The organism is Pseudomonas sp. SWRI99 (genome assembly GCF_014270125.1).
In the GTDB taxonomy this organism is placed as follows: Bacteria; Pseudomonadota; Gammaproteobacteria; order Pseudomonadales; family Pseudomonadaceae; genus Aquipseudomonas; species Aquipseudomonas hamedanensis.
In genome coordinates, this window is sequence record NZ_JABWQR010000008.1 from 20664 (window position 1) to 35005 (window position 14342).

Genomic DNA, 14342 nt, shown 5'->3' on the forward strand with positions numbered 1-14342 from the left:
GGTGGCACTGGGTCAGTCATCTCGAACAATCTCTTCTACCCATTCAATTTCGTATTGCCGACGTTCGATACCGGAGGTCAGTTTCTGCGTTTCTTCGCTCAGAATCGACAACTCCGCGTCGGTCAATAAGTCATGCGAGACAATGAGGGTCAGTTTCCACAACGCGGAGGAGCGAGCCAGGCCATCGAACATGCGAGCCATGTCGTGGTTTCGATCATTGATCAAGCCGTAAATCATGCCGTAACGGGCATGGGCCGACAGTGCACCGTGCTGGGTGATTGTCTTGGTGTCGGCGAGCACGCCCTGGCAAAAACGGTCGAGCGCGATCTTGCGCAATTGTTTGAATTTCTTCCAGTCACTCTCACTGATCGACATGAGTTTGCCCCCTGTTTTCTGTTTAACCTCGGGAATGGTTCCTCGGGTTAATGTTGAAATCAAGCGATAGCTCATCGTGTCCACATACCGAGCATCACTATAACCAGCAATCCAATATAGACCCGGGCATGTGTCCGGTCAGGTATCCGCCCTATCCACGGCGCAGCCAATTTGATGCCCAGTAACGAGCCAAGCGTCAGCGCCGCAAACGCCAGCGTGTCCACGTACCCGACATACCAGACACCCAGTTCAGGCCCGGTGAACCCGGCCAGCGCCATGTACGTCAACGTCCCGGCCAATGCCACCGGCACGCTCAGCGGATTGGCCATGGACGTGGCTTGCGACATGCTCAGCCCGCAACGGCGTAGCAGCGGCACGGTCATGACGCTTCCTCCTACGCCGAGGAACGTCGCGATGGCGCCGATGCCTACGCCGCCCGCGGATATTTCCGTTGCGCTCAATCGCCGTGGTACGACACCTTCGGACTGCGTTAGGAATCCGCGACGTAGCAAGCAGTCAACGATGGTCACGCTCAGGTAGGCGATGAAGGCATAGCGGATCACTGCACCGCTGACCCACATCGCGGCGATTGCACCGACGACTGCGCCCGCAGCGATGAAACCGCCCAAAGGCCACAGATAGTCAGCCATGAGATTACCCGCGCGGTGGTGTTTGCGCGTGGCGACCAGGGCGTTAACGGTCATCACACAGGTCGAGGTGGCAACGGCGATGTGCATCGCCGATTGCGCGATGGGGTCGTTGACGGCGTGGCTGGCGGTGAGCATCTGGTAGAGCAGCGGCACGACGACGAAGCCGCCGCCGAAACCGAACAGCACGGCGGAGATGCCGGTCAGGCAGCCAAAGAGCGTGAGCAAAAGATAGAACATGGTGAACGTCCGCGAATGGAGAGCGCACGACGATAGGCCGACAAGGGCTGGCCTGCTTCAGCAAGTCGGCCAATACTGTTTGCGTTTACGCCAATCGCTGGAAGCCGTTCGATGCGCAATATCTCTATCAATGAGTTGGACGACACGCCCCGCTCGGTCGTGGCAATCGGTACGGATTATTCCCACGGCCACCTACTCCCGTTTCATACGCATCGTCGGGCGCAATTGTTGTATGGCGCCAGCGGTGTGATGCAGGTCAGCACCCATGACGGTAACTGGTTGGTGCCGCCGCAGCGGGCGGTGTGGATTCCGCCGGGCATGGCCCATGAGGTGCTGATGCTCGGGGTGAGTACGCGCAGCTTGTACATCGAGCCTGAGACGGTGGATCTGGGTGGGCGTTGTCAGGTAGTTAGCGTGTCGCCGCTGCTGCGGCATTTGCTGATGGAAGCGGTTGAAGTGCCGTTGAACTATGACCTGGCGGGCCGCGACGGAGCGTTGATCAACCTGCTGTTACATGAGCTGAAGCGGAGTACGCCCCTGCCCTTGCACATTCCTATGCCGACCGAAGGAAAACTCCTCAGTCTGTGTCAGACCTTTCTGAACAAGCCCAGCGCCCATCAATCACCACAGCAATGGTCCGAGCAGTTACACATAAGCTTACGAACCTTTAACAGATTGTTTCGTCAGCAGACCGGGTTCAGCTTTCGCCAGTGGCGGCAACAAGCCTGCGTCGTGCAGGCGCTGGCACGGTTGGCGGCGGGCGAAGCGGTGACACGGATCGCGCTGGACTTCGGTTATGAAAGCCCGGCGGCGTTCTCGACGATGTTTCGACGGGTACTTGGTCAGGCGCCGTCCGTCTGGTTGGAGGCGGCGAATTAGGGCAAATCAAAAAATGCGTTTGATCCCGGCCAAAAACAACTGTACAAAAACACAGTACATTTTCAATCAGCACTTTTGAGCCCGGAGCACACCATGGCCTCTCTTGCGATGAACCACATTCTCGAACGCGTTGCCCTTTTCCAGTTCACCCCGACCCACTGTGTCCAGGCCCGAGCGATGCTGGGCTGGAGCGTGGAACAGCTATCGCGCGAGGCGCAGGTGCCGGTTGAAGACATTCAACGATTCGAGGCACAGCAGGAAGTCGCGGATGCAGCGCGGCTGGCGCTGGCCTATCGCTTCGAGGCGCTGGGGTTGGTGTTCTTTCCGGGATTTCGGCCGGGGCGTCGTGCAAGCTTGAACGAGGTGAATCCGGAATCAGTGGGGCGTGGAGAGTATGCGATGGCTGATTGAAAAGACGAGGTTGGTATTTATCCCTAAATAGGTATATTTTCGCATGAGTGCAAGGAAGCCGCTCTTGTGGGTCTGCAGTAGCAAGAAAGATCTCAAGCAGATGCCCACAGAGGTACAAGATGTTTTTGGTCACGCACTGGATCTGGCTCAATGTGGCTTGAGGTTTTCAGATGCAAAACCATTGAAAGGGTTTGGAGGTGCGGGTGTCCTGGAGTTGATAGAAGACTTCGACACTGACACCTACCGCGCCATTTATACGGTTCGTTTTGGCAGTGCTATCTACGTTTTGCACTGCTTTCAGAAAAAGTCGAAAAGCGGGATCAAAACCGCCCAGTCAGACATTGATCTGATCAAAAACAGACTTCGAGCCGCTCAGGAACATGCGAAAGGAACAGAAAACCATGGAGATTGAAGTAGGCAGCGCAAACGTCTATCAAGATCTGGACTTACCCAATGCAAGTGAAATGCAGGTCAAGTCGCAGCTCGCAGCAAAAATTGGCGCAATCATTAAGGCGCGTCATCTCACTCAGATTCAGGCGTCGGAAATTTTGGGGCTTCCACAACCCAAGCTTTCCGAAATGTTGCGTGGCAAATTTCGCGGAATCAGTGAGGCAAAAATGATGGAGTGCCTTTCTCGTCTCGGACGAGATGTGCAGATCGTCGTCAAATCGGCCCCCCGATCACGAAAAGAGGGCCGTATTGAGGTGGTATTCGCTTGAGGCGAACCCATCAGGCATTCTGAGCCACCACCTCACTTTCCCCTTCAACCGCCAACCACCAAGCGCTGCCGCGTTGCGGTTGAACAATGTTGAACGCCTCGCCCATCTGCGGCGTGGTGATGGCGACGCTGCGCTCCCACGCCAGTGCGAGGATGCGGTCGAACGGTTCATACCAGGCGTGCATCGCCAGGTCGAACGTGCCGTTGTGGATCGGGAAGAGCCAGCGGCCTCTAAGGTCGATGTGCGCTTGCAGGGTTTCTTCCGGCTGCATGTGCACGTGAGGCCATTCGACGTTGTAGGCGCCGGTTTCCATCAGGGTCAAGTCAAACGGGCCGTATTGTTCGCCGATGCGTTTGAAGCCGTCGAAGTAGCCGCTGTCGCCGCTGAAGAAGATGCGTGTGTCGGCGTCAATCATCACCCATGACGCCCACAAGGTGCTGTTGCCATCGAACAGGCCGCGGCCGGAGAAGTGCTGCGACGGCGTGGCGATGAAGCGGATGCCGGTGATTTCGGTGCCCTGCCACCAGTCGTACTGGCGCACCTTGCTGGCGTCGATGCCCCATTTGATCAGGGTGTCGCCGACGCCCAGCGGCGTCAGGAAGTAAGTCGTTTTGGCCGCGAGTTTGAGTACGGCCTCGTAGTCGAGGTGGTCGTAATGATTGTGCGAGAGGATCACCGCTTCGATCGGCGGCAGTTCATCAATGCTGATCGGTGGCTGATGGAAGCGTTTCGGGCCAGCCCATTGCACCGGCGAGGCACGCTCTGCAAAGACCGGATCGGTGATCCAGAATTTGTCGCGCATTTTCAGCAACAGGGTCGAGTGGCCGAGGCGATACACGCTGTGGTTTGGCGCTGCCAGCAGGTCTTCGCGGGTCAACGGCTGCACCGGGATCGCCGCAGCAGGTCGGGTGTTGTGTGGTTTGTGGAAGATCATGTTCCACAGAATCCGCAGCATTTTTCGCGCGCCTTCACGCTGCACGGGCGCGTGGTTGCGAAACGACCCCTGATCCTGACGAGAGGCTTCAGGCGTGGAAGTGTTATCCGGAACAGAGACTGGATTGGCCATGACTGAATGACTCCAGAAAAACCGTGTCACGCACGGTTTTTCACGCTGGGACGATAATAGGCCAAGCTGCACGCATCGGCCGAACTGCCCGGTTTTTAGACTGCTTGGATTAACGCAGCATTACACTGAGCGGTGTAGTTTCCTAGGTTGCATCAAAGCCGATGCCAAGTAAACTGCCAAGTGTAATTTCCTTTCCCCTGCCGAAGCCTGCTCATGACAGCCCCACAGCGACTCACCGACCGTAAACGCGAAGCCATCATTCAGGCAGCGATCAGCGAATTCCGCAGTCACGGGTTCGAAATCACCAGCATGGACAAGATCGCCGCCACCGCCGGTGTGTCCAAACGCACGGTGTACAACCACTTTCCCAGCAAGGAAGAGTTGTTCGCCGAGATCCTCAATCAGCTGTGGGCGCGGATCATTGCCGAGCCATCGGTCAGCTACAACCGCGAGCAGCCGTTGCGCGAGCAGTTGCGGCAAATGCTGCGAGAAAAAATGCAGATGATGGCCGATGAGAATTTCCTCACCCTGGCTCGGGTGGCGATTGCAGCGACCATTCATTCTCCGGAGCGCGCGCAAAACATGATCGAGCGCATGGGCGAACGTGAGGAAGGATTGACCGTCTGGATTCGCGCCGCTCAGGCCGATGGCCGCTTGCAGGCGGTCGATCCGGAGTTTGCCGCGCATCAGGTGCAGGGCTTACTCAAGACCTTCGCGTTCTGGCCGCAGGTGTCGATGGGGCGCGCGGTGCTTGATATCGAGATGCAGCACAGCGTGGCGGAATCGGCACTGGACATGTTCTTGGCGCGTTATCAGCGCTGAATCATTTTGTCGCCAAGGAAACGTCCAATGGTGTACAACTAAATTCGTAAAAAGTTATACAAGCTCGCGAAAAATTCCTTTCTTGTACAAGTTTATGAACTTTTGTATAAGTAGCCAACTGCCAGTAACGGAACGCTGGCATTGAGCAGTCATCGCCGAATGCCCTGTGCGCACTTCGGTCTGCCGGCGCAGGAATAGGGACTGAATCCTTCGATTTCCCCCACTTTCCGAGTATCGCAAGCATGTTTTTCAACCGTTACAAAGCCGCCCTCGAAGATCAGCAGCGCACCCTCACTGAGCAATCCGGACTGCTTGAAGCGATCAACCGCTCAATGGCGGTGATCGAATTCGATCTTGATGGCGTGGTGTTACGGGCCAATGACAATTTTCTCAAGACCATGGGTTACACCGCGGACCAAGCCATCGGTCAGCCGCACCGGCATTTCTGCACCCCGGAATTCGGACGCAGCGCCCAGTACAGTGAGTTGTGGTCTCGCCTGAAGAACGGTCAATTTCAGTCCGGCACGTTCGAGCGGGTCAACGGCAAAGGCCAGCCGATCTGGCTGGAAGCCAGTTACAACCCGATCAAGGATGCGGCAGGACGGGTGACGAAAGTGGTCAAGTACGCGATGGATGTCACCGCCAAGGTCCAGCAGGAAAACGAAGCCAATGCCAAGCTGCAGGCCATCGACCGGGCAATGGCGGTGATCGAATTCGACCTCGACGGCAATATCCTTACGGCGAATCAGAATTTTCTGACGCGCATGGGTTACACCCTGGCCGAACTCCGCGGCCAGCATCACCGCTTGTTCTGCCCAGCGGCAATGGTCAACAGCAGCGCCTACCAGGACTTCTGGCGGCGTTTGAATCTCGGCGAATTCTTCCACGGGCAATTCGAGCGCGTGGACAAACGCGGCCAGACCGTCTGGCTGGAGGCCAACTACAACCCGGTCTACGACGCCTCGGGGCGGCTGTACAAAGTGGTTAAATTCGCCTCCGACGTAACCACGCGCGTCGTCCAGCACGAACAGGACGCGCGCAGCGCCAGCGCCGCTTATCACATCTCGGTAGCGACCCGGAAAGTCGCCGAGCAAGGCACTCAGGTCATCCAGCAAGCCGCCAGCGAAATGCGCGAAATCGCCGACGACATCAGCCAGTCTTCAACCCTGATCGCGCAACTCGGCGAGCGCTCCGAGCAGATCACCGCCATCGTCAATACCATCCGCGCGATCGCCGACCAGACCAATCTGCTCGCCCTCAACGCGGCCATCGAAGCCGCGCGCGCCGGTGAACAGGGCCGTGGTTTTGCCGTCGTCGCCGATGAAGTGCGCCAACTGGCGGCGCGCACCAGCGGCTCCACGGCCGAGATATCCAGCATGATCGGCTTGATCCAGAGCGAAACCCGGCAGGCCATCAAAAGCATGGAAGGCACCCGCGAACGCGCGGCTGAAGGCGTGGCGCTGGCGAATCAGGCGGGTACGGTGATTCTGCAGATTCGCGATGGCGCCAGTGAGGCGGTGGATGCGGTGAGTATGTTTGCCAACGAGCGAGTGCCGGGCTGACGGGGCCTGGCTTGGGTTCGCAGGTGGGATCAAGAGGGTGGCCAGCGATGAACCGAGGTGCCGCCTTCGCGAGCAGGCTCGCTCCCACATGCGTTCACACATCCCCTGTGGGAGCTAGCCTGCTCGCGAAGAGGCCAGCATGAGCAACGCGCTTTATGGCAGGCGCAACGCCCGCCCCAGTTCATCAAACAGGGTCACCACCGAACGCAACGCCCGGCAATCGGGCCGAGTCAGCAGCCACAGCGCCGTGTCGTAACCGTGCAAGGGTTCGCTCAACGCCTGCAATCCGTCGTTGATCAGAAAGTCAGGCAATGCCGCCACGCCGAGGCCGGCGCGAACCAGTTGCGTCACGCTCAGCATGCTGTTGCAGCGATAAGCCGGCACCACCCCGGGCAGGTGCTGGCGCCGCCAGGCCACGGTTGGGTGATCCGGCAAGAACTCGTCCGGGGCAATCCAGGTAAGCGTCCTCAGATCCGCCCCCTCAACATTCTCCAGATAACGCTGACTGGCGCAGACCCGGTAGGAAATCTCCGCCAATTGCCGTCCGACCAGATGCTCCGGTGGCGTACGCGTCAAGCGCAAGGCAATGTCGGCATCGCGACGACTCAAGTTGGCGAAATCGTTTGAGGTACTCAATTCGATCGTCAGCGCCGGGTAGTTGGGCATGAACTGCGCCAGCGCCGGGAGCAACAAGCCTTGCAACACCGAATCGGTGCAGGTCAGGCGCACCGTGCCACTGACCACTTGCCCGCCCTGCTCAACCCCGATCCGCGCCGCTTCCAATGCCTGCTCGGCGCGTTCGGCCTGCTCGGCGAGCGCTTGCGCCAGGGTGGTCGGCAGGTAACCGGCGCGACTTTTTTCGAATAGTTGCTGGCCAAGCGCTGACTCCAGTCGGCGCACGGCGCGAAACACCGTCGACACGTCGACCCGCAGCAACTGGGAAGCGCGTGCCAGTGAGGTGCCGCGCACCAATGCGAGAATCAGCGCCAGATCGGCATAGTCGAGTCGATAGTGCGTCTGTGCATTGATCACTTGGGTAAACGCCAATATTGAGTGCGTGAGCGCCAATCTATAGTGAGCACCATCCATCAGCAAGCGCAGGGAAATCCCATGGAAAATCGCGCCATTCGCATCGCCCTGATTGGCGACTACGACCCGCAGGTCACCGCCCACCAAGCCATCCCGGTTGCTCTCGAACGGATCGCCGAAGATCTGCGGCGCACCGTGCAATTCGATTGGCTGGCCACCGATCAGATCCACGCCGACACAGCACTCGATCTCTACGACGGTTTTTGGTGCGTGCCGGCCAGCCCCTACAAAAGTGAACAAGGCGCACTGCGCGCCATTCGCTTTGCCCGCGAACAAGGGCGTCATTTCCTCGGCACCTGCGGCGGTTTTCAGCACGCGATTCTGGAATATTCGCGCAATGTTCTGGGTTGGACCGATGCGGTACACGGCGAAACATCGCCAAAATCAGATCGCGCCGTACTTACGCCGCTGGCCTGCTCGCTGGTCGAAGCCGTGGACAGCATCCATCTGCGGCCCGGTTCGTTGATCGCCAAGGCGTACGAAACGTCTGAAATCGAGGAAGGCTATCGCTGTCGCTACGGTGTGAATCCACAGTTCGAACAAACATTGTTGAGCGATCGGCTACATGCGGTCGGCCATGATTCAGCAGGTGATCTGCGCGCTGTCGAACTGAAAGATCATCCGTTCTTCGTCGCTACGCTGTTCCAGCCGGAACGCGCAGCACTGCCGGGACAAGTGCCGCCGCTGGTTCGGGCGTTTGTCGAAGCCTGCGGGCAGCTACGTTGATGACCGCTTGCTTTGCGGTGATTTTCACCTCGACCCGCACCGAGGGTGACAACGGTTATGCCGCAGCGGCGCAGCGCATGGCTGAGTTGGTGCGCGAGCAGCCGGGTTTTCTTGGCGTGGAATCGGTTCGAGGCGCGGACGGCCATGGCATCACCGTGTCGTATTGGCAGAGCGAGGCGGCCATTCTGGCGTGGCGGGATCATCCCGAGCATCAGGCGATTCAGGCGCGTGGGCGCTCGCACTGGTATTCGGCGTTTCATACGCGGGTGTGCCGGGTTGAGCGGGAATATGCATCCGGACAGTGAGGATGGCGGCGCCAACCAAGCCGCCTTCGCGAGCAGGCTCGCTCCCACAGGGATTGTGTGAACGCCACAGATCCAATGTGGGAGCGAGCCTGCTCGCGAAGAGGCCCGCATCCGCGCTACAAAACCTCAGCCTCGCACCAGACTGCGCACCGCAACGATCTGCGGCACCTCGACTTTGCTCATGTAAACCCGCAACGGCTCGGTGATGTTGATCCGGTCGTCGATGTGTTGGTCCAGCAATAACTGAATCAACTCACGCTTCAACGTCATGGTCGATGCCGAAACGGGCGCCCAGACAAATTCACTGGCCGCAATGATGCCGTCATCGGCCACGTCCATGCCGAACGAATCCTCGCTGAAGCGCACGATGTACTGGCCGGTCTTGCGGTTGAGGCCGACGAAGCCCTTGAGATCGTCGGCGGCCTGGCAGATGAGTTGGGAGGTGATGCGCATGGTAAACCTCACGAAAGATGATCGATGGTTTACACGCAGGGCAACTGCGGCGCGCCCTCTGCCGGGGCGTCTGCCGAGGCCAAGCGTACTGCAAACGGCACCACAAAAGTGCAGGAAAAATCGCTTTTAATACGTTTATGTCGGTCCTGCGCTAGCACGCCATCGATTCAGTTGTTAAAACGTACGTCTTGAAAAAACCTGCGAAAGGAACTCGACCATGCCTGCCACTTTTACCCAAAGCGCCTTGGTGCTGAGTCTGTTGCTCGGCCTCGGTCAGGCGCACGCCGACACCCATCCCGAACCCAAGGCCATCGCTGCGGCGCATGGCATCCCGCACCCGGCGGTCATCGCCCATCGTGGCGCGTCCTTTGATGCTCCGGAGTCCACCGCGGCCGCCTACCGGCTGGCTCGCGACCTCGGCGCTGACTATCTGGAGCTGGATTTGCAGCGCAGCAAGGACGGCGTGCTTTTCGCCCTGCACGACGACAACCTGCAACGCACCACTGACGTCGCCAGCAAGTTTCCAGAACGCAAGGACAGCCCGGCCACGGCCTTCACCATGGCCGAACTGAAAACCCTCGATGCTGGCAGTTGGTTCAACACCAAGTACCCGGATCGCGCGCGTGCGTCCTACGCCGGGCTGAAAATCCTCACCCTCGATGAAATCATCGACATCGCCCGCGCCAATCCGCAGCACAAGCCGGGCCTGTACATCGAAACCAAAGAGCCGCAACTGTTCCCCGGCATCGAACATGACCTGAAGGAAAAGCTGCAGGATCGCGGCTGGCTCAGCCCGGCTGGGTCCAAACTGGCGAAAAGCGCATTGGGCGTCGGTCAGGGCAAAGGCAAGGTGATCCTGCAGACCTTCGACAAGTCCAGCCTCGAACTGCTGGAAAAAGAAATGCCGCAAGTGCCGAAAATCCTCCTGCTGTGGGTCGGCGAAGGCAGCATCGAGCCGAAATCCAGCGTGACTTTTGCCGCGTCCGGCGAAAAGGACAAAAACGCGTTCTACGGCAAGCAGGAGCCGAAATCCGAAGCCGAGTTCAAGCAATGGATCGATTACGCCAAGGCCCAGGGCGCCATCGGCACCGGCCCGTCGGCGAAGCTGACCCATGGCGGCGATCAGAGCTACTCCGATCTGGTGCAACCGTGGATGAACCAGTACACCCATGACCAAGGCCTGCTGGTGCATGTCTACACGGTTGACGAGCCGGTGGACTTCGAGAAAGTCATGGCCGCCGGCGTCGACGGCATCTTTACTAATCGCGCCAGCGAACTGTTGAAGTTTTATAAGCGTCCCGCGTTTAGCAGTGTTGATCAGGTATTGAAGAACAACGGTTTCTGATCAGCAATCGAGTTGCCTGTTTTCGCGAGCAGGCTCGCTCCCACAAGAGCAAGTTGCTCGCGATGCCGGGATTAAGGGTGAATTAAGTTGCGCTGGTTAATCTGAACCCACTTACACAGATCAACCACTTCAACGCACAACCAAGGAATGACCCGATGAAAACTTTGACTGCCCTGTTTACTGCCGCTGCCCTGACCCTCACCGCCGGCCTGGCTCAGGCTGATGTTCGCATCGACCAAGTGCCGCAACTGGTCAAGGACGGCAAAATCAAATCGCTGGAATCGATGAACACCGAAGCGCTGAAACTGCACCCGGGCGCAACGATTACCGACACCGATATCGATAACCATTTCAACGGTTATGAGTACGAAGTTGAACTGAAAACCGCTGACGGCAAAGAGTTCGACGTGGACTTTGATGCCACCACCGGTAAAGTGCTGAGCGACAAGCAAGACACTTGATAGATCGCTGATAAAGAGCCGCACGATTTAATGATCGTGCGGCTTTTTTATGGCCGGCAAAAATCATTGTAGGAGTGAGCCTGCTCGCGATTGCGGTGGAACAGTCAATATTGATGTCGCTCAATTACCGCTATCGCGAGCAGGCTCACTCCTACAAAGGGTTGCGCAGATGCTTAGACTCGCAATCAAGCACTCAACCGCGCCGTCACCTCATTCAACTGCCCCGACAAACCGTGCAGATTCTGACTGGCACTCTCGGTGCGCTGCACGTTGTCCAGGTTAGTGCTGGCAATCGCGGTGATTTCAGTCAGGTTGCGCGAGATGTCCTCGGCCACCGAAGTCTGCTCTTCTGCCGCCGTGGCGATTTGACGGTTCATGTCGCGAATCGCTTCCACCGCCAGGGTGATGCGCTCCAGCATCGCTCCGGCCTGCGTCACCTGCTCGACGCTTTCATCGCTGCGCGACTGGCCGCTTTCAATTGCCTGCGCGGCGTCCACCGCCCCCGTCTGCACGTTCTGAATGATCTGGTTGATCTCAATGATCGACTCGGCGGTGCGCTGCGCCAGGTTGCGCACTTCATCGGCGACCACGGCGAAACCACGCCCGGCCTCACCGGCCCGTGCCGCTTCAATCGCCGCGTTGAGCGCCAGCAAATTGGTCTGCTCGGCGATGCCGCGAATCACTTCAAGCACCTTGCCGATACGGCCGCTGTCGGCTTCCAGACGACGGATGACCGTCGCGGTGTTGGCGATCTCGCCACGCATCTGTGTGATAGAGCGAATGGTGGTTTGCATGACCTTTTCACCCTGCTGCGCCGACTGATCGGCATCGTCAGCGGCACGCGCGGCATCGGCGGCGTGACGGGCAACCTCCTGGGCCGTGGCGGACATTTCGTTCATCGCCGTGGCCACTTGATCGGTGCGGTTGAACTGCTCGTTGGTGCCGCCGGCCATGGTCGTGGCGATCGCGTTCAACTCGCCGCTGGCGCTGTCCAGCTCGCTGGCGCTGCGCTGCAATCGACTGAAGGTATCCGCCAGGAAATCACGCAGGGTGTTCGCGGCGGCAGCGAGATTCCCCAGCTCATCGCGACGCTCGCTGACCACCCGTTCGGCCAGTTCGCCACGGCTCAATCGGCTGACGTAATCAATCAGTTTGCCGATCGGCTCGATCAGATTGCGGTTAATCAGCCACAGGCTCAGCAAACCGATCAGCAGACCCGACGCCAGCATCACCAGCAGCCCCAGCCACACCGTGCGATCAGCGTTGGCACTGATCAGTGCCGACTGCGCGGTGCCTTGCTTACGCAACTCGGCGACCAGTTCGCTCATTTGCTCGCTGGTGGCGCGGTCGAGGCCTTTGACAGCAGCGTCGCCGGCCGCCGCTTCACCACCGGCCGCCACGTAGGCGTCACGGCCCTTCTGGTAAGCGCCGCCCAACTGATGGTGCTCGTCACGCAGACGTTCGATGCGCGTTTTCAGGCTTGGGTCGATGCCCTTCTGGCTGGCGAGTTCGCCGAGCAGGTTCTGCACATCGCGCTGGCGTTCTTCGAACTGGCCCCAATATTTGGCCAGGTCCGCCGGCTGCTTGCCGCGCAACAAAACGTTTTTCCATTCCTGCACCTGCACCTTGAATTGCAGGTTGGCCTCATCGATGAGCTGCGAGGTGTGCAACGGTCCAGCGATCAACTGGCTATAGCTGTGTACGCCGCTGGACAGGAAATGAAAACAGGCCAGCGCGATCAACAGCACCGCCAACAGGCTACCGCTCAGCAGGGCGAGAATTTGCGCTCTCAGGGATTTTTGCAGCATTGCAAGGTACTCAAGACAGGGATGAGACACGCTTCGAACGGGCGTGAAAAAGGGCCGGACTTCCCTGTCGACGAACCTTGGCGAAAGCCAATGGCGCGCAACCTAACGCACCTGAAGTCGGCGCGCCAGAGCGCTTCTTGAGAAACTTCCGACAGTCGGTAACGCTTTGATTTGACGTCATTTTGTTGTCATGAAACGGTCATGTCAGGTTGCGATGATGCCGCACGGGTGAACCTGAAAATCCCGCACCAGACACCCTTCTCGCAGCGAGCCGCCATGAACCACAGCCTCGACATCAGCCATCGCGATCCGGACCTGTTTGGCTTGTTGTACGGCTTTCGTTTTTTGCCCGGCGAGCGTGGCCGTGAAATCGATTCGGCGACCGCGCTGCGCTGCTTGCAGGACGACAACGACCACGACAACGGCGAATTTCTCTGGCTACACCTGAACCTGGCCCATGCCGCGTGTGAGCGCTGGATGAAAAGCCATCTGCAATTGCCAGAGGAGTTCTTCGAAGCGCTGCACGAAGGGTCGCGTTCGACGCGCATCGAGCATGTCGACTCGGCCTTGCTCGCGGTGGTCAATGACGTGGTGTTCAACCTCAGCAGCATGGTCTCCTCGGACGTCTCGACGCTGTGGGTCTGTGTGCGCAGCAAGCTGATTGTCAGCGCGCGCCTGCAACCGCTGCACTCGGTGGACAAATTGCGTTCGTCGGTGAAGGCCGGCGAGTGCTTCCGTTCGCCATCCGAACTGCTCGTGCACCTGTTGCGCGATCAGGGTGAAGTGCTGACGCAGATCGTGCGCAAGACCAGCCTCAGCGTCGATCAGGTCGAAGACGAGTTGCTCTCCTCGCGCCTGTCGACCAACCGCGCCGAACTTGGCGCCAACCGCCGCGTGCTGGTGCGCCTGCAACGGCTGCTGGCGCTGGAGCCGGGTTCATTGCTGCGCCTGCTCAATCGCCCGCCGCCCTGGTTGCAGAAGGAGGACGTCAAGGAACTGCGCAAATCCACCGAGGAGTTCGCGCTGATCATCAACGACCTCACCGCCCTCGGCGAGCGGATCAAACTGTTGCAGGAAGAAATCGCCGCCAACCTCAACGAACAGAGCAACCGCACGCTGTTCACCCTGACCGTGGTGACGGTGCTGGCCTTGCCGATCAACATCATTGCCGGTTTCTTCGGCATGAATGTTGGCGGCGTGCCGCTGTCGCAGGATCCGCACGGGTTCTGGGTGCTGGTTGCGCTGGTGGCGACGTTCACGGTAATTGCCGGGCGCTGGGCGTTTCGCAAGCGTGGGGATTACTAGGGCAAAAACTGGCCTCTGTGGCGAGGGAGCTTGCTCCCGCCGGGGTGCGAAGCGCCCCCAAAAATACTATTTATCGGAAAAACCGTATTGGCTGGTTTTGCGACTGCTGCGCAGTCGAGCGGGAGCAAG

Annotated in this window: 17 protein-coding genes; 11 read left to right on the plus strand and 6 right to left on the minus strand. The window is 58.9% G+C overall.

What is annotated here, in order from left to right; translation table 11 throughout:
* Nucleotides 1-12 precede the first annotated feature (12 nt).
* Complete coding sequence (locus HU743_RS08470) at nucleotides 13-375, minus strand: hypothetical protein (RefSeq protein WP_186551471.1); 363 nt, start codon at nucleotides 373-375, stop codon at nucleotides 13-15.
* Between the two features lie 71 nt (nucleotides 376-446).
* The gene (locus tag HU743_RS08475) at nucleotides 447-1262 is read right to left on the minus strand and encodes a sulfite exporter TauE/SafE family protein (protein ID WP_186648084.1); all 816 of its coding nucleotides are present in this window, start codon (nucleotides 1260-1262) and stop codon (nucleotides 447-449) included.
* Nucleotides 1263-1373: 111 nt separating this feature from the next.
* Here HU743_RS08475 and HU743_RS08480 point away from each other — a divergent pair, with 111 nt between their 5' ends.
* From HU743_RS08480 to HU743_RS08495, 4 genes are all read left to right on the plus strand, one after another.
* A complete protein-coding gene (locus tag HU743_RS08480) occupies nucleotides 1374-2141 on the plus strand; it encodes a helix-turn-helix transcriptional regulator (protein ID WP_186648086.1) in 768 nt (255 codons plus the stop codon).
* A 93-nt stretch (nucleotides 2142-2234) separates the two neighbouring features.
* Nucleotides 2235-2552 (plus strand): XRE family transcriptional regulator, encoded by a 318-nt coding sequence (locus HU743_RS08485; RefSeq protein ID WP_186648088.1) that lies wholly within the window; start codon nucleotides 2235-2237, stop codon nucleotides 2550-2552.
* 43 nt (nucleotides 2553-2595) lie between these two features.
* Nucleotides 2596-2964, plus strand: a complete 369-nt coding sequence (locus HU743_RS08490) for a type II toxin-antitoxin system RelE/ParE family toxin (protein WP_186648090.1) — start codon at nucleotides 2596-2598, stop codon at nucleotides 2962-2964.
* Nucleotides 2954-3271, plus strand: coding sequence for a helix-turn-helix transcriptional regulator (locus HU743_RS08495; protein ID WP_186634828.1), 318 nt, complete (start codon nucleotides 2954-2956; stop codon nucleotides 3269-3271). Before HU743_RS08490 ends, HU743_RS08495 begins: the two co-directional genes overlap by 11 nt.
* 10 nt (nucleotides 3272-3281) lie before the next feature.
* Here HU743_RS08495 and HU743_RS08500 read toward each other — a convergent pair whose 3' ends face one another.
* On the minus strand, nucleotides 3282-4337 hold the full coding sequence (locus HU743_RS08500) for an MBL fold metallo-hydrolase (protein WP_186648092.1): 1056 nt from the start codon (nucleotides 4335-4337) through the stop codon (nucleotides 3282-3284).
* A gap of 213 nt (nucleotides 4338-4550) precedes the next feature.
* Between HU743_RS08500 and HU743_RS08505 the strand changes: the two genes are divergently transcribed.
* Nucleotides 4551-5159 carry a TetR/AcrR family transcriptional regulator gene (locus HU743_RS08505; RefSeq protein WP_186551478.1) on the plus strand — a complete coding sequence of 203 codons (609 nt, stop codon included), beginning with the start codon at nucleotides 4551-4553 and terminating at the stop codon, nucleotides 5157-5159.
* Nucleotides 5160-5401: 242 nt separating this feature from the next.
* The gene (locus HU743_RS08510) at nucleotides 5402-6721 is read left to right on the plus strand and encodes a PAS domain-containing methyl-accepting chemotaxis protein (RefSeq protein WP_186648093.1); all 1320 of its coding nucleotides are present in this window, start codon (nucleotides 5402-5404) and stop codon (nucleotides 6719-6721) included.
* Between the two features lie 153 nt (nucleotides 6722-6874).
* On the opposite strand, the gene HU743_RS08515 is transcribed toward HU743_RS08510, so the two are convergent.
* Entirely contained in the window at nucleotides 6875-7816 is a 942-nt protein-coding gene (locus HU743_RS08515; protein WP_186648212.1) for a LysR family transcriptional regulator, read from the minus strand.
* Between the two features lie 15 nt (nucleotides 7817-7831).
* Between HU743_RS08515 and HU743_RS08520 the strand changes: the two genes are divergently transcribed.
* Together HU743_RS08520 and HU743_RS08525 are read left to right on the plus strand one after the other, a co-directional pair.
* Nucleotides 7832-8536 carry a CTP synthase gene (locus HU743_RS08520; protein ID WP_186648094.1) on the plus strand — a complete coding sequence of 235 codons (705 nt, stop codon included), beginning with the start codon at nucleotides 7832-7834 and terminating at the stop codon, nucleotides 8534-8536.
* Entirely contained in the window at nucleotides 8536-8841 is a 306-nt protein-coding gene (locus tag HU743_RS08525; protein ID WP_186648095.1) for an antibiotic biosynthesis monooxygenase, read from the plus strand. Before HU743_RS08520 ends, HU743_RS08525 begins: the two co-directional genes overlap by 1 nt.
* A gap of 126 nt (nucleotides 8842-8967) precedes the next feature.
* On the opposite strand, the gene HU743_RS08530 is transcribed toward HU743_RS08525, so the two are convergent.
* The gene (locus HU743_RS08530; protein WP_186648096.1) at nucleotides 8968-9294 is read right to left on the minus strand and encodes a DUF2025 family protein; all 327 of its coding nucleotides are present in this window, start codon (nucleotides 9292-9294) and stop codon (nucleotides 8968-8970) included.
* Between the two features lie 217 nt (nucleotides 9295-9511).
* Here HU743_RS08530 and HU743_RS08535 point away from each other — a divergent pair, with 217 nt between their 5' ends.
* Together HU743_RS08535 and HU743_RS08540 are read left to right on the plus strand one after the other, a co-directional pair.
* Nucleotides 9512-10639, plus strand: a complete 1128-nt coding sequence (locus tag HU743_RS08535; protein ID WP_186648097.1) for a glycerophosphodiester phosphodiesterase — start codon at nucleotides 9512-9514, stop codon at nucleotides 10637-10639.
* Between the two features lie 155 nt (nucleotides 10640-10794).
* A complete protein-coding gene (locus HU743_RS08540; RefSeq protein WP_186648098.1) occupies nucleotides 10795-11100 on the plus strand; it encodes a PepSY domain-containing protein in 306 nt (101 codons plus the stop codon).
* Between the two features lie 185 nt (nucleotides 11101-11285).
* Here HU743_RS08540 and HU743_RS08545 read toward each other — a convergent pair whose 3' ends face one another.
* Nucleotides 11286-12908, minus strand: coding sequence for a methyl-accepting chemotaxis protein (locus HU743_RS08545; protein ID WP_186648100.1), 1623 nt, complete (start codon nucleotides 12906-12908; stop codon nucleotides 11286-11288).
* A gap of 276 nt (nucleotides 12909-13184) precedes the next feature.
* On the opposite strand from HU743_RS08545, the gene HU743_RS08550 reads away from it, so the two are divergent.
* Nucleotides 13185-14213 carry a transporter gene (locus HU743_RS08550; RefSeq protein WP_186551504.1) on the plus strand — a complete coding sequence of 343 codons (1029 nt, stop codon included), beginning with the start codon at nucleotides 13185-13187 and terminating at the stop codon, nucleotides 14211-14213.
* Nucleotides 14214-14342 lie beyond the last annotated feature (129 nt).